Annotated in this window: 20 protein-coding genes; 10 read left to right on the top strand and 10 right to left on the bottom strand. The window is 68.4% G+C overall.

The genetic code is table 11. The annotated features are described in order from the left end of the window. The first annotated feature begins 122 nt into the window (after positions 1-122). Together QZM67_RS36315 and QZM67_RS36310 are read left to right on the top strand one after the other, a co-directional pair. Entirely contained in the window at positions 123-1352 is a 1230-nt protein-coding gene (locus tag QZM67_RS36315; protein WP_235996293.1) for an MFS transporter, read from the top strand. After that, the gene (locus QZM67_RS36310) at positions 1343-1465 is read left to right on the top strand and encodes a hypothetical protein (protein ID WP_041492896.1); all 123 of its coding nucleotides are present in this window, start codon (positions 1343-1345) and stop codon (positions 1463-1465) included. The genes QZM67_RS36315 and QZM67_RS36310 overlap by 10 nt, the downstream gene beginning before the upstream one ends. A 22-nt stretch (positions 1466-1487) precedes the next feature. Here QZM67_RS36310 and QZM67_RS36305 read toward each other — a convergent pair whose 3' ends face one another. Beyond that, positions 1488-2966: a deoxyribodipyrimidine photo-lyase gene (locus QZM67_RS36305; protein ID WP_301810896.1), complete on the bottom strand. Its 1479-nt coding sequence runs from the start codon at positions 2964-2966 to the stop codon at positions 1488-1490. 352 nt (positions 2967-3318) lie between these two features. On the opposite strand from QZM67_RS36305, the gene QZM67_RS36300 reads away from it, so the two are divergent. Beyond that, positions 3319-3798 carry an SRPBCC domain-containing protein gene (locus tag QZM67_RS36300; protein WP_301810859.1) on the top strand — a complete coding sequence of 160 codons (480 nt, stop codon included), beginning with the start codon at positions 3319-3321 and terminating at the stop codon, positions 3796-3798. A 13-nt stretch (positions 3799-3811) separates the two neighbouring features. Then, positions 3812-4264, top strand: coding sequence for a nuclear transport factor 2 family protein (locus QZM67_RS36295; RefSeq protein WP_301810857.1), 453 nt, complete (start codon positions 3812-3814; stop codon positions 4262-4264). Positions 4265-4329: 65 nt separating this feature from the next. Here QZM67_RS36295 and QZM67_RS36290 read toward each other — a convergent pair whose 3' ends face one another. The 4 genes from QZM67_RS36290 to QZM67_RS36275 are packed head-to-tail and all read right to left on the bottom strand — an operon-like array spanning position 4330 to position 8460. Further along, the gene (locus QZM67_RS36290; protein WP_301810855.1) at positions 4330-5310 is read right to left on the bottom strand and encodes an acetyltransferase; all 981 of its coding nucleotides are present in this window, start codon (positions 5308-5310) and stop codon (positions 4330-4332) included. A gap of 17 nt (positions 5311-5327) precedes the next feature. After that, positions 5328-6119: an SDR family oxidoreductase gene (locus tag QZM67_RS36285; RefSeq protein WP_301810852.1), complete on the bottom strand. Its 792-nt coding sequence runs from the start codon at positions 6117-6119 to the stop codon at positions 5328-5330. A gap of 41 nt (positions 6120-6160) precedes the next feature. After that, a complete protein-coding gene (locus tag QZM67_RS36280) occupies positions 6161-7354 on the bottom strand; it encodes a sulfotransferase (RefSeq protein ID WP_301810850.1) in 1194 nt (397 codons plus the stop codon). Further along, positions 7351-8460: a DUF1214 domain-containing protein gene (locus tag QZM67_RS36275; RefSeq protein WP_301810848.1), complete on the bottom strand. Its 1110-nt coding sequence runs from the start codon at positions 8458-8460 to the stop codon at positions 7351-7353. Before QZM67_RS36275 ends, QZM67_RS36280 begins: the two co-directional genes overlap by 4 nt. A 130-nt stretch (positions 8461-8590) precedes the next feature. Here QZM67_RS36275 and cysD point away from each other — a divergent pair, with 130 nt between their 5' ends. The 5 genes from cysD to QZM67_RS36250 all read left to right on the top strand — a co-directional run bounded on the left by cysD (position 8591) and on the right by QZM67_RS36250 (position 15511). Continuing rightward, positions 8591-9571 carry a sulfate adenylyltransferase subunit CysD gene (gene cysD / locus QZM67_RS36270; RefSeq protein WP_301810846.1) on the top strand — a complete coding sequence of 327 codons (981 nt, stop codon included), beginning with the start codon at positions 8591-8593 and terminating at the stop codon, positions 9569-9571. Beyond that, entirely contained in the window at positions 9571-11493 is a 1923-nt protein-coding gene (gene cysN / locus QZM67_RS36265; protein ID WP_301810845.1) for a sulfate adenylyltransferase subunit CysN, read from the top strand. The genes cysD and cysN overlap by 1 nt, the downstream gene beginning before the upstream one ends. 129 nt (positions 11494-11622) lie before the next feature. Continuing rightward, positions 11623-12810, top strand: coding sequence for a helix-turn-helix transcriptional regulator (locus QZM67_RS36260; RefSeq protein WP_301810843.1), 1188 nt, complete (start codon positions 11623-11625; stop codon positions 12808-12810). Between the two features lie 297 nt (positions 12811-13107). Continuing rightward, the gene (locus tag QZM67_RS36255; protein ID WP_301810841.1) at positions 13108-14475 is read left to right on the top strand and encodes an MFS transporter; all 1368 of its coding nucleotides are present in this window, start codon (positions 13108-13110) and stop codon (positions 14473-14475) included. After that, positions 14462-15511 carry a beta-propeller fold lactonase family protein gene (locus QZM67_RS36250; protein ID WP_301810840.1) on the top strand — a complete coding sequence of 350 codons (1050 nt, stop codon included), beginning with the start codon at positions 14462-14464 and terminating at the stop codon, positions 15509-15511. Before QZM67_RS36255 ends, QZM67_RS36250 begins: the two co-directional genes overlap by 14 nt. Before the next feature lie 61 nt (positions 15512-15572). On the opposite strand, the gene QZM67_RS36245 is transcribed toward QZM67_RS36250, so the two are convergent. Further along, positions 15573-16610, bottom strand: coding sequence for an AraC family transcriptional regulator (locus QZM67_RS36245; protein ID WP_043188706.1), 1038 nt, complete (start codon positions 16608-16610; stop codon positions 15573-15575). A gap of 205 nt (positions 16611-16815) precedes the next feature. Here QZM67_RS36245 and QZM67_RS36240 point away from each other — a divergent pair, with 205 nt between their 5' ends. After that, a complete protein-coding gene (locus tag QZM67_RS36240) occupies positions 16816-17925 on the top strand; it encodes a fatty acid desaturase (protein WP_301810837.1) in 1110 nt (369 codons plus the stop codon). A gap of 9 nt (positions 17926-17934) precedes the next feature. On the opposite strand, the gene QZM67_RS36235 is transcribed toward QZM67_RS36240, so the two are convergent. The 4 genes from QZM67_RS36235 to QZM67_RS36220 form a co-directional block, all read right to left on the bottom strand. Then, positions 17935-18555, bottom strand: coding sequence for an HAD family hydrolase (locus QZM67_RS36235; protein ID WP_039369621.1), 621 nt, complete (start codon positions 18553-18555; stop codon positions 17935-17937). Between the two features lie 143 nt (positions 18556-18698). Further along, positions 18699-19571 carry a hypothetical protein gene (locus QZM67_RS36230; RefSeq protein ID WP_301810835.1) on the bottom strand — a complete coding sequence of 291 codons (873 nt, stop codon included), beginning with the start codon at positions 19569-19571 and terminating at the stop codon, positions 18699-18701. A gap of 51 nt (positions 19572-19622) precedes the next feature. Further along, on the bottom strand, positions 19623-20279 hold the full coding sequence (locus tag QZM67_RS36225; protein WP_089450923.1) for a TerD family protein: 657 nt from the start codon (positions 20277-20279) through the stop codon (positions 19623-19625). A gap of 100 nt (positions 20280-20379) precedes the next feature. Next, on the bottom strand, positions 20380-21396 hold the full coding sequence (locus tag QZM67_RS36220; protein ID WP_043188715.1) for a DUF475 domain-containing protein: 1017 nt from the start codon (positions 21394-21396) through the stop codon (positions 20380-20382). Positions 21397-21417: the final 21 nt, after the last annotated feature.

Here is a 21417-nt window from a genome sequence, read left to right as displayed (position 1 = left end):
CTCGTCGCATTCCCCGCACGCATGCCAACCTGACCGAATGATCGCTTGAGCGACGACGGGCCCGATCGTCTAATCGGATCGAGCGCGGCCGTCTTGCCGCGCGCCCTCATCCGGAGACACGCATGACCCCGATCGAACAGGAAGTCCGCCGCCGCTGGCTGCCCGTACTGGCCGGCGGCCTGATCATGGGCGCCGCGCTCGGCATCCGCCACGTGCAGGGCCTGTTCCTCGCGCCGGTATCGCTCGACCACGGCTGGTCGCGCGAAGCGTTCGGGCTCGCGCTGGCGCTGCAGAACCTGATCTGGGGCGTCGCGCAGCCGTTCACGGGCATGGTCGCCGATCGCTTCGGCTCGCTGCGCGTGATCGTCGCCGGGATGCTGCTGTATGCGGCCGGGCTCGTCACGATGGCGCATGCGGCGACGACCGGCATGTTCACGGTCGGCGCCGGGCTCGTGATCGGCATCGCGTTGTCGGGCTCGGCGTTCGCGTCGATCTATGGCGCGCTGAGCCGCCTGTTTCCGCCCGACCGGCGCGGCTGGGCGCTCGGCGTCGCGGGCGCGATCGGCGGGCTCGGCCAGTTCTGCATGGTGCCCGTCGCCCAGACGCTGATCGGCGGCATCGGCTGGCGGCATGCGTTCATCGCGCTGGCGCTCGTCGCGGTGCTGCTCGCGCCGCTCGCCGTGCTGCTGCGCGACCGGCCCGCGCAGGCTGCCGGCGCCGCCGGCCCCGACCAGTCGATCGGCGAAGCCGTGCGCGAGGCGTTCGCACATCGCGGCTTCTGGCTGCTGAACGCCGGCTTCTTCGCGTGCGGCTTCCAGCTCGCCTTCATCGCGACGCATCTTCCCGCCTACCTGCTCGACCACGGGCTGCCGGCGCGCCACGCGAGCGTCGCGCTCGCGCTGATCGCACTGACCAACGTGGCCGGCACCTACGCGTGCGGCCATCTCGGCGGGCTGCTGCGGCGCAAGTACGTGCTGTCGGTGCTGTACCTCGTGCGTGCGCTCACGATGGCCGTGTTCGTCGCTGTGCCGCTGTCGCCCGCGAGCGTCTACGTGTTCGCGGCCGTGATGGGGTTCACGTGGCTCGGCACCGTGCCGCTGACGAACGGCGTGATCTCGCAGGTGTTCGGCGTGCGCTACATCGCGACGCTGTTCGGCTTCGTGTTCTTCGGGCACCAGCTCGGCAGCTTCTTCGGTGTCTGGCTCGGTGCGCTCGTGTACGACGCGACGCATTCGTACATGCCGCTGTGGATCGGCTCGATCGCGCTCGGCGTGCTCGCGGCGTTGCTGCACCTGCCGATCAACGACGCACGCGTCGCGCGCCCGGCATCGGGCAACGCGGCATGGGCATGATCCGCGCGGCGCTGGCCGCCGGCACGCTCGCGTTCGTCGCGTGGTGCGGCGCGGCCTATTTCAGCTCGGGCGTCGCGTACGCATTGCTCGAACACGTCGCGTTCTGCAATTGATGCGACAACCCGGAGCGTGCGGTCAGCGGCGTTTCGGCAATGCAGCCAGTGCATCGAGCGCGCGGGCACGCGCGGCCGCGTGCTCGACGAGCGGTGCCGGATAGTCGATGCCGAGCCGCACGCCGGCCGCGTCGAGCGCCAGCGGCGACGCTTCCCACGGCGCGTGGATCGATGCGGGGTCGAGGCCGGCAAGCTCGGGCACCCAGCGCCGCACGTACGCGCCGTCCGGATCGAACTTCTGCCCCTGCGCGACCGGATTGAAGATGCGGAAATACGGCGCGGCGTCGGCGCCGCAGCCGGCCACCCACTGCCAGCTCGCCGCGTTATTCGCGAGATCGGCGTCGACCAGCGTGTCCCGGAACCACGCTTCGCCCGCGCGCCAGTCGATCAGCAGATGCTTGATCAGGAACGACGCGACGACCATCCGCACGCGGTTGTGCATCCAGCCGGTCGTCCACAGTTCGCGCAGGCCCGCATCGACGAGCGGATAGCCGGTCAGCCCGCGCTGCCATGCGCGCAGCGCGGCGGGATCGTCGCGCCACGGCATCGCATCGAACTGCGCGCGGAAGTTGTCGGTTGCCAACGCCGGGAAGTGATACAGCAGCGCGTAGCTGAATTCGCGCCAGCCGAGTTCGCTCAGGAATTTGTCAGCCCCCGCTGCGCGCACCGCGCCACCTGCGTTCGTGGCGCCCTGCACCGCATGCCACACCTGTCGCGGCGACACGTTGCCGAAGCGCAGGAACGGCGACAGCCGGCTCGTCGCGGGCCGGTCGGGGCAGTCGCGCGCATCCGCATAGCCGGCGAGCGAGGTCGTCAGGAATGTGTCGAGCCGCGCATGCGCGCCAGCTTCGTCGGGCGCGGGCCATGCGTCGCGCAGGCCGCCGGCCCAATCCGGCGCGTGCGGCCGCAACGTGAGCGCGTCGAGCGCCAGCGCCCGGTCGCTCACGGTTTTCGGCCACGGATGAAATCCGATCCGGTCGGGTTCCGGAAGCGGCGCGGCGACCGTGCGATCGCGTCGCGCCGCGCGCCAGTACGCGGTGAACACTTGGTACGGCCCGCCGCTGCCCGTCAGCACCTCCCACGGCTCGTTCAGCAGGCTGCCGTTGCTGCTCTCGACCGTGACGCCGCGCGCCTTGAGCGACGCCTTCAGCGCCGCATCGGCATCGCGCTGCGGTTGCGCATAGCGGCGGTTCCAGTACACGGCCGCCGCCCCCGTGTCGTGCACGACGTGCTCGATCTCACGCTGCGCGTCGCCGCGCAACAGCAGCAGGCGTCCGCCATGACGCGCAAGCGCCGCGTCGAGCCCGGCCAGCGATCCGTGCAGCCACCAGCGCGCCGCGCCGCCGAGCGCTCGCCCGGCGCCGGCGCCCGTGTCGTCGACGAACACGCACACGAGCGGCCGGCCCGATGCCACCGCGCGCGTCAGCGCGGGCTGGTCGGTCACGCGCAGATCGTCGCGGAACCACACGATCGCGGGAGCAACGGACGGCTTGGCGGGCACGGGCACCTCGACGACGAAAGCGGAAAGAGACACGCATTGTCGCGGCTGCACGGCGTGGTGTCGACGTTCGACGCGCCGGCGTGCCCATGCCGTCGACGGTCACCGCAGTCGCGCCACCCGGCTGCCCCCCCGGTGAAACGCCTTAGTCCATTCCGACGATTCTGCGCCGCGTGCGCCGGCCTACGCTCGATGTCGGGTGCGCCGCGCTGCTCGGCATGTGCCAGCGTCGAACGCCCCCGCACGTCCCGATCCGCACCCGTCACGCGCGCCGACCGATACCGGCGCGAATCCTTCCGACCGCCGCGACGTTTCCCGCCACCCGGGTACGCGCGGCTTCATCCGATACGCCGCCATGACCAAACCCTCGAATCTCGTCACCTCGATCACCGTCGACATCGACGCGCCGGCCTCCGTCGTCTGGGACGTGCTGACCGACTTCCCGCGCTACGGCGAATGGAACACGTTTTGCGTCGGCTTCGAAACGACCGGCAGGCTCGGCGATTTCGTGCACATGCAGGTGCGCATTCCCGGCACGGAGACCGTGATTCCCGTCAGCGAGATCCTCGTTGCGTACGAACCCGAACGCCTGCTGTCGTGGGAGCAGCGCCCGACCGACGACAACAAGGACGCCGCGCGCCGCGACCAGTACATCGATGCGATCGACGCGGAGCGCTGCCGCTATTTCACGACCGACCAGTTCCTTGGCCTCAATGCGGACACGATCATGCAGCACCACGGCGCGTGGGTGAAACAGGGCTTCGACCAGTGCGCACGCGACGTGAAGCAGCGCGCCGAAGCGCTCCATGCGGCACGCCGGCGCAACAGCGCGTGACCGGGAGCCATCGATGCCCGATCTGCAAACGCTGTCCGACCATCACGATATCCGCGAGCTGGTCGTCGCGTATTCGAGCGCGATCGACACGCGCGACTTCGACGCGCTCGACGCGGTGTTCACGCCCGACGCGGCAATCGACTATCGCGCGATGGGCGGCATCGCCGGCCGCTATCCGGAAGTGAAGGCGTGGCTGCGCACCGTGCTGCCACAGTTTCCGCAGTACCAGCACCTGGTCGGCAACCTGTCGATCCGGCTCGACCGCGATACCGCGCGCGGCCGCACGATCTGCTTCAATCCGATGGAGGTCGTGCTGCCGGACGGCGGCACGCAGGTGATGTTTCTCGGGCTGTGGTACGTCGACCGGTTCATGCGCACCGCGCAGGGCTGGCGCATCGCCGAGCGCGTCGAGGAGCGCTGCTACGGTCACAACGTGCCGGCCACGCTCGCGGGCGCGACCGGTTGATCCATTCGCGATGCGCGCGCCATGCGATAGCTGCACGGCGCACGCATCTCGGACCATCGCGTCAATCAATCGAGCCGGAACGCCGCCTCGAATCGCTCGGCGAACGCGTCGAACTCGGCTTCCGGCAGATGGTTGATGCCGCCCGCGCGCTTGCGCCCGCCGCCGGTCGGAAAGCCGCGACAGAACTCGTCGGCGCCGAGCGGCCGGCCATCGGGCACGCGCACGCTGACGACGAGGCCGCCGTCCGCGCGCGGCGACAGCACCGCGAGCGCCGCATCCGGTGCGTTGCGCATCCGCTCGTTCGCGAGCATGCCCGTCGCGCGCCGCGCCCACGGATGATCAGGCATCCGGACCAGTGTCGCACCCGGCACCTCGCGCAGCGGCGCGAGCGCGCACGCATGCGCCATGTCGTCGCGGTAGCCGTCGCGCAGCGCGGCGAACACGGCCGTCTCGCGCACAAAATCGAGCGGATCGACGCAGGGCAGCATCGCATCGGCGAGCGCCGCCGGGTCGAAATGCAGGTCGCCGACACACTCGCCGTACGCGTTGTAATTCAGGTAGAGCCCGAGTTCGGCGAGCGTGTCGCGTTCCGCCTCGTCGATCCCATGTTCGCGCGCGAGCGCATTGCCAAGCGCCGGCAGTTCGTCGCCGAATGCCGCGACGATCGCCCAGCGCACGTGCAGCCCGCCAAGATAACGGTTCACGATCGCGCTCGTGCAGACGTCGGCCGCCGTGTCGATATGCGCGGCGAAGCGCGGATCGTCGGGCAGCTCGCCCGCGAAGTGATGGTCGAAATAGCGGACCGTCGCGCCGTCGCCCAGCAGCCGCGCGCACGCATCGCGATTCTGGTCGTGCGACACGTCGAGCACCGTGACGAGGTCGCCCGCCCGCACGCCGATCCGCTCGAGCAGCTTGATGTCGCGCTTCACACCGGTCACGAGCGTGCCGCGCACGCGCTCCGCGAGCCGCAGTTGCTGAAGCGCGCACAGCCCGTCCGCATCGCCGTTGAATGCAAAGAAATGTTGTACTTCGTGGTTGTCCTGCATGATTCTTTGCTCCATCGTCAGGGCATGAAATCGCCGCCGTTTGCGTCGAGCGTCGCGCCGGTCACCGCGTTCGCGTAGTCCGACGCGAGGAACAGCGCCGCGCGCGCGCAGTCATCGTCGGTCGGGAGCTTCGCGAGCGCGATGTTCGACGCGATCGGCGCGATGATCTGCTCCTCCGTCAGCCCGTACTCGGCGGCCGCCTGCCGGAAATACGTCTGCGTCGGCACGCCCCACATCCACCCCATGTGGATACTGTTCGCGCGTATGCCGTGCATGCCGAGTTCGCGCGCCAGGTATTTTGCCGCAACCGCGAGCGCCCCCTTCGATACAGCGTAGCCGCCTTCCCCTGCAAATGGCTTGCGGGTCGCCTGCGTGTTGATCATCACGATCGCGCCGCGCTTCTGCCGCTTCATGTGCGGCACGACTTCCTGCGTGAGTGCCATCGTGCCGAACACGTTGGTGTCGAACACCGCGCGCCAGCCGTCGAGGTCGGCTTCCTCCACCGGCTCCGGAAACGTGCCGTGCACGAATGCGCTGTTCACGAGCGCATCGATCCGGCCGAAGCGCTCGACGGCCTGCGTCGCAAGCTGCCGGCATTGCGCGCGGTCGGTGATGTCGGTCTTCACCTTCAGCACGTCGCAATCGACACCGAGTGCACGAATCCGCGTTTCGGCGTCGTCGAGCTTTTCCATCGTGCGCGCCGCGACGATCACACCGCGCGCCCCCTCGCGCGCGGCCTCGACGGCGAGCTTCACGCCGAGCCCCGGCCCGATCCCGGAAATCACGACGATCTTGTCCTTCAGCAACATGGCTTGTCTCCTGGTTATCGTTGGTCTCGCGAGCCCGCCCGTCAGCCGGCCGCCCGCAGGTGCCGCGCGCGATACGCGGCGAAATCCCGCGCCAGTTGCGCATCGGTGAAGCCGAAGCGCGCGATCGAATAGTCGTGCGCGACACGCTTGTCGCGGCCGTTGCGCGCCATCCAGTCCGTCATCGCCGCGCGCTGCCGTGCATCGAGCGGCATGCCGGCAAAGGCGTACACGGCCTCGGCAACGCCGAGCGGATTCGACACCGTGTCCTCGAATCGCACGTCGAGGAACCGGTCGGCCGGCAGCGCATCGCGCGCAGCCATCGCCGCGCCGATCGCGCGCGCCATCCCCGCGTTCCACTGCGCGCCGACGGCGAGCGGATCAGGATCGTCCGCATACATCTGCCACAGCGTGTGCGCCATGCTCGCCATCGACGGAATCGTCTGCGCCGGATCGCGGTGCGTCAGCACGACCTGCGCGCGCGGAAACACGCGGCACAGCACGTCGAGCGCATGCAGGTGCTGTGGCGTCTTCAGCAGCCAGCGCGCGGCCGGCGCGACGCCGCGCTGCATCTTTTGCCACTGCAGGAACTGCAGCATCCGCTTCAGGTACGTGTAGACCGGCGTGAGATCCTGCTGCGCGAGCCACGCCGTATAGCGCGGCACGTTCGCGTACGAATCCATCGCACACACGAACGCATGTTCCATCAGCATGAACTCCTCGTCCGCGAGCATCGCATCGAGCGGATGGATCGTCAGGATCTGCGGAATACAGTCGATCATCGTCGCGACCTCGGCCTGCGCGCGCGCGATGCGCACCGTCGGCTCGGCAAGCGTCTCGCCCGCGAGCGGCGCCGGGTAGCGGGTTTCCCACCACGCGGCCGTGTGGAAGCGCGGGTCGACGGCCAGCAGGCGCTGCAGCAGCGTGGTGCCGGTGCGCGGCAGGCCGACGATCACGAGCGGATCGTCGATCGCGATGTCCGCGATCTCCGGATGACGCAGGAAGTAAGCCTCGACGACGAGCCGGTTCACGAGCTGGCCGACGAGCTTCTCGCGCATCATCTCCGCACCGCGCGCGGACAGGTTCGCTTCGTCGATCAGCGACGCGCACATCACGTCGAGCGCTTCGCGATACGGCCCGTCACCGAACGCCGTGAGCCCGCCCGTACGCGACACGGCTTCGGCGATCAACCCGTCGGCTGCAAGCAGCGTGCGGCTCCGGTCAAGCGGCGCATTCATGCCGCCTCCTTCAGCGTCGCGAGCTTCACCACACGCGTGCGCGGATGCACCGGCTGCGCGGCCCCGACCCAGCGCCAGGAGATCGTGCCCGCGCGATGCCCGGCCGTATCGAGCCAGTTCGCGTCGCCCGGCTGCGCGGCCGCGACCACCACCGTCACGCCGCCGTCCGCATTCAGCCGTGCGCTGTGCTTGTTCACGCAGATATCGAAGTGCCGGTAATCGAGCGACTCCATCCAGTAGTTGTTGAGCTGCACGTTCCAGAAATCGCAGTCGGGCACCGTGTCGACGTCGATCACGAGCGCTTCGTCGTCGGCCAGCGACCAGCACGAGTGGTAGTAGTAGATGTTCGGATCGCCGCCGACCGACTGGCACAGCGCCTGGTCGGCGGGCGGCAGCGCATTCACGTGCGACCGGTAGCTCGCGGCCCAGTCCGCGAACAGCTTCGCGGTCTGCTCGACGAACTGCGCGGCGCGCGTAAGGCCGCCCTGCAGCACGAGCGGGTCGAGCGGCGCCGGGCGATCGCCGGCACCGATGCGCTCGATCTTCAGCTGCGCCGGGGTTTCCGCACGACGGTCGAGGAAAGTCTGGCGCACCAGTAACGCGTTGGTGCCCGGCTCCATGCGCACCCAGTTGCCCGCGCGCGGCGTTTCGCTCAAGACGATCTCGAAGCTGCCGTCCGGCGCGATCTCGAGTTGCTTCGCGTCGAGAAAGCCTGTCTGCAGCATCTTGCCGTCGGTCTCGTAGCCGCCCTTCTGCGTGCCGAAGCTCAGGTACGCGACCGTGCCGCGCCGCCCCGTCACACGGTATTCGCAGCGGCCGTCGAGACGCGCGTACTGGTACAGGTTGTCGGGATTGTCGGCGCCGATCTTCGCGGTCTCGTGCGACGGCGAGAAAAATCCGGGCCACGCGCCGTCCGCGAACTCGACGTGCATTTCGAGCGCGATGCGCATCAGCCGGCTCAGGTAGCGGAATCCCTCCGCGCGGGTCAGCGGATCGTCCGGCGCCTCGGCGCGCAGGATCTGTTGTCCGCTGCGTTTCAGGGTGTCGCAGAAATCGGCCCAGGTCTGGCCCGAAAGCAATTGCGTGGCACGTGTGTCGTCCGTCATGTGTCGTCTCCGCCGATGGTCGAGCGCTCACCTTATGCGCCATCGCCGCGCGCCACTTCGTCCGGGTGGACTAAGGAAAGATCCGCGCCACCGCCATGCCGCGATTTAGTCCACCCGGACGAAGAGCGGTATGCCGCTCGCTCGATACCGTCGGTGTCATGCACGAAACGCCGCACATGTCGCGCGGCGCCGGCATGAAACAAGGAGACGAACGATGTTGACCCACTTGGAGCGACTGGAGGCTGAAAGCATCCACATCATGCGCGAGGTGGTCGCGGAGAGCGAGAACCCGGTGATGCTGTATTCGATCGGCAAGGACAGCTCGGTCATGCTGCATCTCGCGATGAAGGCGTTCTACCCGGCGAAGCCGCCCTTTCCGCTGCTGCACGTCGATACGACCTGGAAATTCCGCGAGATGATCGCGTTTCGCGACGAGACGGCCGCGCGCCTCGGCCTCGACCTGCGCGTGCACATCAACCCCGACGGCGTCGCGAACGACATCGATCCGTTCACGCACGGCTCGGCCGTGCACACCGACGTGTGGAAGACCCAGGGGCTCAAGCAGGCACTCGACCACTACGGCTTCGACGCCGCGTTCGGCGGCGCCCGCCGCGACGAGGAGAAATCGCGCGCGAAGGAGCGCATCGTGTCGCTGCGTTCGGAACAGCACCGCTGGGACCCGAAGCGCCAGCGCCCCGAACTCTGGTCGCTGTACAACGCGCGCAAGCGCAAAGGCGAAAGCCTGCGCGTGTTCCCGATCTCGAACTGGACCGAGCTCGACATCTGGCAGTACATCCAGCTTCACGACATCCCGATCGTGCCGCTCTATTTCGCGAAGGAACGGCCCGTGGTCGAACGCGACGGCGCGCTGATTATGGTCGACGACGAACGCCTGCCGCTGCGCGAAGGCGAAGTGCCGCAGATGCGCAAGGTGCGGTTTCGCACGCTCGGCTGCTATCCGCTGACGGGCGCGATCGACAGCGACGCGACGTCGCTCGACGACATCCTGCAGGAGATGCGCGAGACGCGCACGTCCGAACGGCAAGGACGACTGATCGACAGCGATTCGGCCGGTTCGATGGAAAAGAAGAAACAGGAGGGCTATTTCTGATGGCACACGTTCTCACCGCGCCCGACACGCTCGCGCGCCCCACCCCCGATGCACGCGCTGCCGGCGAGACGCACGCGCAAACCCAGGATCTGCTGCGCTTCATCACGTGCGGCAGCGTCGACGACGGCAAGAGCACGCTGATCGGCCGCCTGCTCTACGAATCGAACATGCTGTTCGACGACCAGCTCGCGCAGCTCGAAGCCGATTCGAAGAAGGTCGGCACGCAGGGCGGCGAACTCGATTTCGCGCTGCTCGTCGACGGCCTGTCGGCCGAGCGCGAGCAAGGCATCACGATCGACGTCGCGTACCGCTTCTTCGCGACCGCGCGACGCAAGTTCATCGTCGCCGACACGCCCGGCCACGAGCAATACACACGCAACATGATCACCGGCGCGTCGACCGCCGACCTTGCAGTGATCCTGATCGATGCGCGCAAGGGCGTGCTCACGCAGACGCGCCGCCACAGCCACCTCGTCGCGCTGATCGGCATCAAGCGCGTCGTGCTCGCGATCAACAAGATGGACCTGGTGGACTACGACCGTGCCGTATTCGAGCGCATCGACGCCGACTACCGCGCGTTCGCGGCCGAGCTCGGGCTGGCGGAGATCGTCAGCATCCCGATGTCGGCGCTGCGCGGCGACAACGTGATCGTGCCGAGCGCGCGGATGCCGTGGTACGCCGGCCCGACGCTGATGCAGCATCTCGACACGCTGCCGCTCGCCGCGCGCGTGACGCGCGACGAACCGTTCCGGCTGCCGGTACAGTGGGTCAACCGCCCGCACCTGAATTTCCGCGGCTATGCGGGCAGCATCGCGTCGGGCGAGATCCGTGTCGGCGAACGCGTGCGCGTGCTGCCGTCCGGCAAGGAGAGCCGCGTCGCGTCGGTGATCACGCAAGGTGGCGAAAGCGACATCGCGCGCGCCGGCGACGCGGTGACGCTCACGCTCGCCGACGAGATCGACATCAGCCGCGGCGACATGATCGCGCGCGCGGATGCGCCGCCCGAGGTGGCCGACCAGTTCGAGGCGACGCTCGTCTGGATGCACGACGAGCCGCTGCTGCCCGGCCGCCCGTATCTCGTGAAGCTCGGCACGCAGACGGTCGGCGCGACCTGCGCGACGCCGAAGTACAAGATCGACGTGAACACGCGCGAGCATCTCGCGGCGCGCACGCTCGCGCTCAACGAGATCGGCGTGTGCAACCTGAGCTTCGACCGCCCCGTCGCATTCGATCCGTACGACCGCAACCGCCACACGGGCGGCTTCATCGTGATCGACCGCTTCACCAACGACACGGTCGGCGCCGGGATGCTGCACTTCGCACTGCGCCGCGCGCACAACGTGCACTGGCAGGCCGTCGACGTCGACCGCGCCGCGCGTGCCGCGCAGAAGGCGCAGACGCCGCGCATCGTGTGGCTGACGGGATTGTCCGGCGCCGGCAAGTCGACCATCGCGAACCTCGTCGAGAAGCGGCTGCACGCGCTCGGCAAGCACACGTACCTGCTCGACGGCGACAACGTGCGGCACGGGCTCAATCGCGATCTCGGTTTCACCGAGGCCGATCGCGTGGAGAACATCCGGCGCGTCGCCGAAGTCGCGCGGCTGATGCTCGATGCGGGACTCATCACGCTCGTGTCGTTCATCTCGCCGTTCCGCGCGGAACGCGACATGGCGCGCGCGATGGTCGGCCCCGACGAGTTCGTCGAGGTGTTCGTCGACACGCCGCTCGCGGTCGCCGAGCAGCGCGATCCGAAGGGTCTGTACCGGAAGGCAAGGCGCGGCGAGCTGAAGCACTTCACCGGCATCGATTCGCCGTACGAGCCGCCGGCGCAGCCCGAGCTGCGCGTCGACACGGTCGCCGAGTCGCCTGAAGAAGCGGCCGACCGCATCGTCGCGTACCTGCTGCGCGAACGCGCGGCGTAAGCACCGCCAGCGGGCAGCCCGGCGGTTGCCCGCCTGCCCGCGCCGCCTACTCCGTTCGGATGACGCGGGCCGCCAGCCGGCCGGTATGCTGGTCCGGGAATCCTTCATCCCGACCAGGAGAACACGAGCATGTCCATCGCGCTGGCGCCCGGCGACCCGGCCGCGCACGACGGTTTCGACGACGCGGCGTGGACGGCGCGCGAACTCAGCGCGTGGCTCGGGCTCGTCTATCAGGGCCCGTCGGAAGCGACCCCGTGGGCCGGCTTCCTCGAAGCGGTCCGCGCGCGGCTCGACGCGAGCTTCACGACGCTCGTGCTGCGCAATCCGGGCGGCGCACGGCACGGGCTCATCATCAACGCGTCGGCGCACGGCCCGCTGCTACCCGGCGAGCCGTCGTACAGCGAGCAGTTCTATGCGCTGTGCCCGTTTCTCGACCAGCCGCCCGGCCAGGTCTTCACGGCCGACCGGCTGTTCGGCGAAACCGCGTGGCGCGCGCACGATTTCTATCGGCAGTACCTGCAGCCGCTCGACCTGCGCTACATCCTCGGCGCGAACCTGCGCGGCGAACGCGGCGTCGAATGCGCGTTCTTCGTGAGCCGCGCGCACGGCGGTCGCGATTTCGACCCGGCCGAGCGCGCACGGATCGCGACGCTGCTGCCGCACCTGCAGCGGGCGGTCGAACTGCATGCAGCGTTCGACGTGCTCGATGCCGAACGCGCGCTGTATGCGGGCACCGTCGACCGGCTCGACGTCGGCACCGCGATCGTCGACGAGGACGGCCGCGTGATCAAGCGCAACCGCATCGCCGAGCGGCTGATCGAGCAACAGGACGGGCTGTGCATGCGCCAGGAGCGGCTCCATGCATCGTGCCCGCTCGACGAGCGGCGGCTGCAGAAGGCGCTGCAGGCTGCGCTCGAGCATTTCCGCGCGGGCGCGCTCGCGCGTATCGAAGCCACCACGCTGTCGCGCCCCGGCGGCGCGATGCCGCTGAGCGTGCTGTTGCGCCCGCTCGCGCCCTACCGCGGCGCCGAGGACCGCCAGCACCGGCCGGCCGTCGCGGTGTTCGTCCGCGATCCGGCATCGTCGCCGCAGACGTCGCGCGACATGCTGCACCGGCTGTTCCGGCTCACGCCGATGGAAACGGAAATCGCGCTGCTGCTCGTCGACGGGCTGACGCTCGACGAGGCCGCCACCGCGACCGGCATCACGAAAAACACCGCGCGCGCGCACCTGCGCGGCATCTTCGCGAAAACGGGCGCGACGCGGCAGGCCGTGCTCGTGAAGACGCTGCTCAACAGCGTCGTATCGATGGCGTAACGGCCGCGGCGGCGGGCGCCGGACGGGCTGCCCGGTCGATGCACCGCGCGCACGGGTCGCGACCAGATGTCCGGTGATCGGCGCCTACTCATTTCATGTCATATGTCATCAGACATGGCTGGATACCCAACCGATCTCGTGAGATTCCCCAATATCTGCGCAATTTCCGGGTAAACCCGCGACGTCTTCATCGTCTCTCAGGCGTACCATGTCATACGACGACATACCATTCAGACCGCCACCCAGATGCGGACGCGGGCAACCGCCCCGTCCGCCCCCGCCCGATCGGAGACACGCTTGAACCCGCCCTCGCCCGCCCTGCCCGGACGCGACCCGCTCGTGTCCGCCGTCTCGAAAGTGAAGTGGCATGTACTGCCGCTCGTGCTGATCATGTTCATCGCGAATTACATCGACCGCGTGAACGTCGGCTTCGTCGATCGCCATCTCGAAGCGTCGATCGGCATCGGCGCGGCCGCGTACGGCCTCGGCGCCGGGCTGTTCTTCGTCGGCTACGCGCTGTTCGAAGTGCCGTCGAACCTGCTGATGCAGCGCTACGGCGCACGCGTGTGGCTGGCCCGGATCATGGCGACGTGGGGCATCGTCGCCGCCGCGATGGCGTTCGTGTGGAACGACACGTCGTTCTACGCGCTGCGCTTCCTGCTCGGCGCCGCCGAGGCCGGCTTCTTCCCCGGCGTCGTGCTGTACCTGTCGCAATGGCTGCCGCCGCAGGAACGCGGCAAGGCGATGGCGATCTTCCTCGGCGGCTCCGCCTTCGCGTCGGTGCTGTCCGGGCCCGTCACGGGTGCGCTGCTGTCGGTGCGCGGCTTCGGCCTCGAAGGCTGGCAGTGGATGTTCCTGATCGAGGGGATGTTCTCGGTCGCGCTGTGCGGCGCGAGCTGGCTGCTGCTGAAATCGCATATCCGCGACGCCACGTGGCTCACGGCCGAAGAACGCACGGCGCTCCAGAACGCGCTCGACGAAGAGCGCGCGACGCGCGACGTCCGCTCGAACGTGCCGGTGCGCGCCGGCGCGCTGCTGCGCGATCCGCAGATCATGCTGTTCTGCTTCCTGTATTTCGCGATCCAGCTGACGATCTACGCGGCCACGTTCTGGCTGCCGACGATCATCCGCAAGATGGGCGGCCTCACCGATTTCCAGGTCGGCCTGTACAACACGATTCCGTGGATGATCGCGATCGGCGCGATGTACGGCTTCGCGGTGCTGTCGTCGAAGTGGAAGCATCCGCAGCGCTGGCTCGCGTGCTCGCTCGTGCTCGCCGCATGCGGGCTGTTCGCGTCGACGTCGCACAACCCGGCATGGTCGTTCGCGTCGATCTGCTTCGCCGCGCTCGGCTTCAAGGCCGCGGCATCGCTGTTCTGGCCGATCCCGCAGGGCTATCTCGACACGCGCGTGGCCGCGGCCGTGATCGCATTGATCAACTCGGTCGGCAACCTCGGCGGCTTCGTCGCGCCGACGGCCTTCGGCTATCTGAAGCAACATACGGGTTCGATCACGGGCGGGCTGTATGCGCTCGCGATCGCTTCGCTCGTCGCCGCGGTCGCCGCGCTGTTCGCGCGCACGCACCGGCGCAGCGATCCGCCGCGCGGCCTGCCGGCCGACGACTCCTTCACGAACGCTTCGATGCTCCGCCATGCCGAACACTGACCGCCTGACCGTCGTCGTCTCGAATGCCGCCGACGGCGACCTCGCCACGTTCTCCCTCGCCGGCGACGGCACGCTCGCGCCGCTCGCCCGCTACCCGGCCGGCGACGTCGCGATGCCGATCGCCGTCCAGGCCGACCGCGCGCGGCTCTACGTCGCGACGCGCGGCGAACAGCCGACGATCGTCGCGTTCCGCGTCGTACCGGCCACCGGCGCGCTCGTGCGCATCGGCGCAACCGCGATCGACGCAAGCCATGCGTACCTGTCGCTCGACCGCAGCGGCCGCTGGCTGCTCGGCGCGTCGTACGGCGGGAATTCGCTGAGCCTCTACGACGCCGCACGCGTGCGCGACGGCGACGGCGCGCCGCTGCAGGTCGCGGGCGGCATCGCGAACGCACACTCGGTGATCGTGTCGCCGGACAACCGTTTCGCGTACGTCAGCTCGCTCGGCTCGGATCGCGTGTTCAGCTTCGCGCTCGTCGAGGACGCGGGCGGCCTGCGTGCGCTCGAACACGGCGAAACGCGCGTGCCGGCCGGGTTCGGCCCGCGTCACCTGCATTTCGCGGATGACGGCCGTACGCTCGTCGTCGTCAGCGAATTCCAGGCCACGCTCGCGACGCTCACGCGCGATCCCGACACCGGCCGGCTTGGCGATGCACACGTAAGCGCGCGCCATCCGGCCGTCGCCGAACTCGCGCAAGGCCATGCACGGCCGCCCGTGCCCGCCGAGCCGTCCGTCTGGGCCGCCGACCTGCACCTGACACCCGACGAGCGTTTCGCCTACGTCAGCGAACGCACGTCGAGCCGCCTGCTCTGCTATCGCCGCACCGAGGATGGCAGGTTCGAACCCGCGCACGCGACCGCCACCGAGACGCAGCCGCGCGGGTTCGCGATCGACCCGTCGGGACGCTGGCTCGTCGCCTGCGGCGAACAGTCGGAATTCGTGTCGGTGTATGCGATCGCGCCGGACGACGGCGCGCTGTCGCCGCACGCGCGCGTGGCCGGCGGGCGCGGTGCGAACTGGGTCGCGATCGTCTGAAGTCGTGGCGCGCGCGGCATGACTCGGCAGGCCCACAACGCCGGCCCGTACGTCCCCGGGTTCAGCGCCGCTCGCTCGGCGCGACGCCCGTCCAGCGCTTGAACGCACGCGTGAAATTGGCGCGATCCGTATAGCCGACGCGCGCGGCGATCTCGTCGACCGGCAGCCTCGTCCCCTCGAGCAGCCGCAGCGCGTCGCGCAACCGGATCTCGTCGAGCAGCGCCGAATAGGTCGCGCCGTACTCGGCGAGCTTGCGCTTGAGCGTACGCGCCGACACATGCAGCTCGCGCGCGACGTCGTCGACCGACGGATAACCGCCCTCGCCGCAGATCAGCAGGTTGCGCACGCGCTCGACGATGCTTTCCGCATAGCCGAGCCGCGCGAGTTCGGCCTCGCACTGTTGCACGATCATCTGCGCGGTATGCGCGTTCGCGGTGCCGATCGGTTCGCCGAGCAGCGCGGCGTCACAGCGGATGCGGTTCGCGCTCGCGTCGAAATGGCAGCGCGGCAGCCGCGCGCGATAACGCTCGAACCACGGCGGCTCGGGCCATTCGAAGTGGAGTTCGGCACGCGACTGCAGCGTGCGCCCCGGCACCGGATACAGCAGCGAATTGAACAGGATCGCCGTCTCGACCAGGAAGTTCTCGACCGCGAACTGCCGCAGCCGGCCCAGCGGAAACGCTTCGAGCACATCGATGTCGACGATCCCGTCGAGCTGCGCGAGCCGCACCGAGAAGAACGGCACGCGCGTCGGCAGATAGCGAATGCCGAGCGCGATCGCCTCGCCGAGCGTCGCGCAGCTCATCAGCCCGAAACCGATCAGTCCCGCTTTCGTCAGGCTGCTGCGCAGGCCGATCTCGATCGCGATCGACGGGTCGTCGGTGGCGTCGAGCAGGTTGAACACGATCGCCGCCTGTTGCAGCGGCGTGATGCGCGCATCGGGCTGCGCGAGCCGGTCGCGCTCGACGCCCGAGCCGGCAAGAATGCGGCCGCCATCGATGCCGCGCTCCTCGGCCAGCATCAGCATGAACAGCGCATACGCGGACGACACCGTCGCCTTGTTCAGCTGGCGCGCGGCATCCGGGACGGACAGGACCATGCGGCGGACTCCGGAGCGGTTTCGGCGGATTGTAGCGTCGCTGGCCCGCAATGACACCGGGGCGAGACTCTAGCCGTGCCGGCCGGCCATCGTGGCCCGAAATGACACTGCCATTGGCACCGGCGGCCCTCGCGTGCGGTCCGGCGCGCGCCTATGCTTGTCACATCGGCATTGCGCCCCACCCTTTCCGCAGGAACCCCGGTCGATGAGCCAACCCGCACGAACCGCCTTTCGCAACGACGCGGACAAGGTCGCGTACGTCCGCCGCGAGGTCAACGCCGCGAGCGACGCGATCCGCGCGCGCGTTCCGCTGCTCGACAACCAGAACCTCGTCGGCGCGACCGTGATGACCTTCTCGGTGAGCGCGATGCTCGCGATCGCCTGGCTGTATGCGCGCGGTGCGATCGCGTGGTATGTCGCGCTGCCGCTCGCCGCGTTCGTCACGTCGCTGATCCACGAGCTCGAGCACGACCTGATCCACCTGATGTACTTCAAGAAGACGCCGTGGGCCTATCACCTGATGATGGCGCTGTGCTGGCTCACGCGGCCCGGCACGATCAACCCGTGGACGCGGCGGCGCATGCACCTGCATCACCACAAGGTGTCGGGCGGCGAATCGGATCTCGAGGAATACGGCATCACCAACGGCGAGCGCTGGGGCGTGAAACGCCTGCTGATGATCGCGGACGGCATGCTCGCCGTCGTGCTGCGGCCGGCCGCGATGCGTCGCAAGGTGAAGCAGTATGTGGCCGCGCAGCCGGTGCAGGATCCGTCCGAGCGCCTGCAGTTGCGCGTCGAACAGGTGTCGTCGTACATGCCGGTCGGTCACGTGTACTACGTGCTGTGGCACGCGTTCATCGTCTATCACGTCGGCCTGTTCGCGCTGCATGCGTTCGGCTACCCGGTGACGGTGCCGGCCCTCGTCGAACGCGTGATGAGCGTTGTCGATTTCCTGGCCGTGGTGTGGCTCGGGCCGAACTTCGTGCGCAGCTTCTGCATCAACTTCGTCAGCTCGAACATGCACTACTTCGGCGACATCGATTCGCGCAACGTGATCCAGCAGACCCAGGTCCTCAACCCGTGGTGGATGCTGCCGTTCCAGCTGTTCTGCTTCAATTTCGGCAGCACGCACGCGATCCATCACTTCGTGGTGCGCGACCCGTTCTACATCCGCCAGCTGACCGCGCGCACCGCGCATGCGGCGCTGCGTGAAGTCGGGGTGCGCTTCAACGACGTCGGCACGTTCGCGCGGGCGAATCGCTGGAGCGGTCATCGTCCGGCGCGCGGTACGCACCAGGCACAGGCAGACGCGTAACGAACCGTCTCAACCGCCGATCGGCGGCATCGGCCCTTGCCCGCGGATCCACGACCAGTTCGCAAGCTCGGCCATTTCCTTGTCGCCGCGGCTGTCGCCGTACGCGAACAACTGTTTCGGCGGCCGGTTGCCCCACCACCCGCGCAGCCGCACGACCTTCTGCGGCCCCCAGCAGTTTTCGCCGTCGAGCCGGCCGGCGAAGGTGCCGCGCTCGAACGCCAGCCGCGTCGCGAGCACCGCATCGAAGCCGGCCGTCTTCGCCCACTTCTCCAGATAGAGCGACGGCGACGCGCTCACCAGCACGACTTCGTGACCGCGCGCCCGATGCTCGCGAATGCGTTCGAGCATTTCCGGGCGCACGAGGCTCGGCAGATAGGTGTCGACGAACGTGCGTGCCTGCGCATCGAGCGCGTCCTCGCGCACCGGCCCGAACGCGAACGACGCGAACTTGGCCTTCGCGTCGCCGCGCGACAGCAGCCCTGCCTTCATCGCGACGATCCACGGCAGCGCGCGCAATCCGGCCCACGCGAAGCGTGGCGTGCCGACCGCATAGCGGACGAAATGGCGAAAGCTGTCGGTCGTGGTGATGGTGCCGTCGAAATCGAATGCGGCGACGATGCGGTCAGTCATGGAGAATCGGCGGGAAAGCAATGAGATGCCCGGGAAGATAGCAGACTCGCGCCGGTGAACGTGAAATGACGTGACGCGGCCCGCGCGGCGAACGCGCGCGCCGCTGCGTGCGCGTTCCCGTTCGTGCCCTTCGTGCCGTGCGCTCAGCGCTGCGGCCGCGCTGCCAACGCCGCCGGCAGCACGACGTTCATCAGGTGATCGGCGCGCGACAGCAGATCGGTCACGCGCTCGTCGAGCCCGCGCAATTGCGCGGGTTGCATGCGGATCTGCTGCACCGCCTGCCCGACGATGTTGCGGCGGTCGAACAGCGTGCGCTCGACACCCGCATCGTCCGGCGCGTGCACGACGTCCGACACCGCGCTCAGCGCCGCGAGCACGACCACGAGGTTCTCTTCCGCATGGCGCACCTTCGCGGCAAGTTCCTCGGTGCGGCGCGGGAAGAAGCCGAGCGACTGCTTGAGCGCCCCGATCGCCGCACGGTAGTCGACATGGCCCGATGCCCCGCCGAACCAGCGGTCGAACATGCCGGCCTTGCGCGTCGCCTGCGCGAGCATGCCGGCCATCATGTCGGCCGCGCCGAGTTCATTGAATTCGCGCGTCGTTGCCGCGACGGCTTCGACGAGGTTGCCCGCCGTCTCCAGCGCGCCGTCGCCGATCGTCGCGACCGCCGCGAGCTTCAACGGCACCAGTTGCCGGATGTGCCGCTCGATGCGCGGCGCGTAATCGGGATAGAGATTGGGAAAGCTGGCCTGCGCGGCGCGGAAGCACGCTTCGAGTTGCGGATGGTTCGATTCGCCGAACACCGCGCGGCCGACCGCCTCGGCAGGCGCCGCGCGCACGGCCTTGTCGGACGCAGGTGCCGGCCCGAAGTCGAGCGCCTGCGGCGCCGGCCGCTCGGGCGCACGCGCGACCGGCATCGCGGCCGCAGGCGGCACGTCGAACGCAAGACGCCCGGGCGTGCGCTCGGGCGTCGTATCGAACTCGAGCCGCTTCGGCTCGTCAGACGGATTCGTCATCGCTGCTTCCTGCCCGGCGCGGCGGTATCCCGCCGGCCGGGCTGCCGCCAGTCAGACCGCGCCGCCGTAAGCGCGCACGAAGTCGCCCAGGCCGCGGTTGTAGCCGGCGCCGACCGCCTTGAACATGAAGTGGCCATCGCGGCGATAGAAGCTGCCGACCTGCACCGACGTCTCCATCGAGAAGTCCTCCTCGAGCGCGTACTTCGCGATCACCGCGCCCGACACCTCGTCGGCGATCTGGATGTAGCTGTTGCGCACCTGGCCGAAATTCTGGCGGCGCGCTTCGGCCTGGTCGATCGTCACGACCACCGAGATTTCCTCGATGTCCGCGGCGAGCTTCGTCACGTCGATGAAGATCACCTCGTCGTCGCCGTCGCCGCTGCCCGTGCGGTTGTCGCCGCTATGCACGACGCCCAGGCACTTCGACGCGGGCATCCCGCGCTTCGGGAAATCGTCGCCCGGCTGGATGAAGGTGTCCTTGCGCTCCATCGTGCGCACTTCGCTGTTGTAGAACACGAAGTGCTGATCCGAGATCAGCTTCGGATTGCTCTGCGCGTCGTACTTGCACAGGAACACCGACACGTCGAGATCGAAATCCGTACCCGTGTCCGTCGAGTTCGCATCCCAACCGAGACCGATGCGGAACTTCTGCGTGCCGGGCGCTTCCTTCGACAGGTTGACGCGACCGCCTTTCGACAAATTGATCATCTGAACCTCTTCTGCTGGAACCGCCGTTGCGCCGGCGGCAATGCCGGGCCGCCCTGCGCGGCCCCTCGTTGATGGTTTTCGACCCGCGCGTCGCGCGTGGTCACTCGCCCGCCACGGCGGTCCGGTCTTCCTTGCGCTGCACGACGATCGACGACCACACGGCCGCGGCGATCATCGCCGCGCCGACCAGGCCGGTGATGACCTCGGGTACGTCGAACTTCACGCCGAGGAACATGATCGTGGCGAGCGCACCGATCGCCCAGAACGCACCGTGTTCGAGATAGCGGTACTGCGCGAGCGTGCCCTTCTTCAGCAGCACGAGCGTCATCTCCCGGATATAGGCCGCGCCGACGCCGAGGCCGAGCGCAATCAGGAAGATGTTGTTCGACAGCGCGAATGCGCCGATCACGCCATCGAAGCTGAACGACGAATCGAGCACTTCGAGATACATGAAACCCGCGACGCCTTCGCGCACCACGCGCGTGCCCGTCTCCTCCCCGCCGATCAGATCGCCGATGCCGTGCGCGATCACGAAGCTGATCACGCCGAACGCACCCGCGAGCAGGAAGCCCACTTGCTCGGCCGCCGGCACGTAGAGCGACGCGACGATGATGATCGCGAGCGTCAGCGCCACTTCCAGCGCCGTGATGCGGCCGAGATGGCTCATCGGGCCTTCGAGGAAACCGATCCAGTGCTCGTCCTTCTCGGTATCGAGCATGAACTTGAAGAACACCATCAGCAGGAACGCGCCGCCGAATGCGGATACCTGGTGATGCGCGGACGTGAGGATCGCCGCGTACTTCTCCGGCGACTCGATCGCGAGCGTCAGCGCGTCCCACATGCCGATGTGACCGATCACGGCGACGATCAACAGCGGGAACACGAGCCGCATGCCGAACACGGCGACCGGCAGGCCGAACACCATGAAGCGGTTGCGCCACTTCTCCGACCAGTTCTTGAGCACCGATGCATTGACGACCGCGTTGTCGAGCGACAGCGAGATTTCGAGCACCGACAGGACCGCGACGATCAGCATGTCCTTCACGCCGCCGAGGAGATAGGCCGCGATCAGCGCGAGCACCGTGAGCGACAACGGGATCTTGAAGTCTTTCAACATGATGGGGTAATCGAGTTCTGG

The organism is Burkholderia sp. AU45251, from assembly GCF_030482905.1.
Classification (GTDB): Bacteria; Pseudomonadota; Gammaproteobacteria; order Burkholderiales; family Burkholderiaceae; genus Burkholderia; species Burkholderia aenigmatica.
The sequence above is the reverse complement of the archived record's forward strand: the minus strand, read 5'-3'. Positions and strand labels throughout refer to the sequence as shown.

What these genes read in the sequence shown, in the direction of transcription:
- QZM67_RS36240 (WP_301810837.1), top strand. Translation starts at nt 16,816, where the DNA reads ATGAGCCAACCCGCACGAACCGCCTTTCGCAACGACGCGGACAAGGTC.
- QZM67_RS36230 (WP_301810835.1), bottom strand. Translation starts at nt 19,571, where the DNA reads ATGACGAATCCGTCTGACGAGCCGAAGCGGCTCGAGTTCGATACGACG.
- QZM67_RS36250 (WP_301810840.1), top strand. Translation starts at nt 14,462, where the DNA reads ATGCCGAACACTGACCGCCTGACCGTCGTCGTCTCGAATGCCGCCGAC.
- QZM67_RS36280 (WP_301810850.1), bottom strand. Translation starts at nt 7,354, where the DNA reads ATGAATGCGCCGCTTGACCGGAGCCGCACGCTGCTTGCAGCCGACGGG.
- QZM67_RS36310 (WP_041492896.1), top strand. Translation starts at nt 1,343, where the DNA reads ATGGGCATGATCCGCGCGGCGCTGGCCGCCGGCACGCTCGCGTTCGTC.
- QZM67_RS36290 (WP_301810855.1), bottom strand. Translation starts at nt 5,310, where the DNA reads ATGCAGGACAACCACGAAGTACAACATTTCTTTGCATTCAACGGCGAT.
- QZM67_RS36300 (WP_301810859.1), top strand. Translation starts at nt 3,319, where the DNA reads ATGACCAAACCCTCGAATCTCGTCACCTCGATCACCGTCGACATCGAC.
- QZM67_RS36245 (WP_043188706.1), bottom strand. Translation starts at nt 16,610, where the DNA reads ATGGTCCTGTCCGTCCCGGATGCCGCGCGCCAGCTGAACAAGGCGACG.
- QZM67_RS36315 (WP_235996293.1), top strand. Translation starts at nt 123, where the DNA reads ATGACCCCGATCGAACAGGAAGTCCGCCGCCGCTGGCTGCCCGTACTG.
- QZM67_RS36225 (WP_089450923.1), bottom strand. Translation starts at nt 20,279, where the DNA reads ATGATCAATTTGTCGAAAGGCGGTCGCGTCAACCTGTCGAAGGAAGCG.
- QZM67_RS36275 (WP_301810848.1), bottom strand. Translation starts at nt 8,460, where the DNA reads ATGACGGACGACACACGTGCCACGCAATTGCTTTCGGGCCAGACCTGG.
- QZM67_RS36235 (WP_039369621.1), bottom strand. Translation starts at nt 18,555, where the DNA reads ATGACTGACCGCATCGTCGCCGCATTCGATTTCGACGGCACCATCACC.
- cysD (WP_301810846.1), top strand. Translation starts at nt 8,591, where the DNA reads ATGCCGCTCGCTCGATACCGTCGGTGTCATGCACGAAACGCCGCACAT.
- QZM67_RS36260 (WP_301810843.1), top strand. Translation starts at nt 11,623, where the DNA reads ATGTCCATCGCGCTGGCGCCCGGCGACCCGGCCGCGCACGACGGTTTC.
- QZM67_RS36220 (WP_043188715.1), bottom strand. Translation starts at nt 21,396, where the DNA reads ATGTTGAAAGACTTCAAGATCCCGTTGTCGCTCACGGTGCTCGCGCTG.
- QZM67_RS36285 (WP_301810852.1), bottom strand. Translation starts at nt 6,119, where the DNA reads ATGTTGCTGAAGGACAAGATCGTCGTGATTTCCGGGATCGGGCCGGGG.
- cysN (WP_301810845.1), top strand. Translation starts at nt 9,571, where the DNA reads ATGGCACACGTTCTCACCGCGCCCGACACGCTCGCGCGCCCCACCCCC.
- QZM67_RS36295 (WP_301810857.1), top strand. Translation starts at nt 3,812, where the DNA reads ATGCCCGATCTGCAAACGCTGTCCGACCATCACGATATCCGCGAGCTG.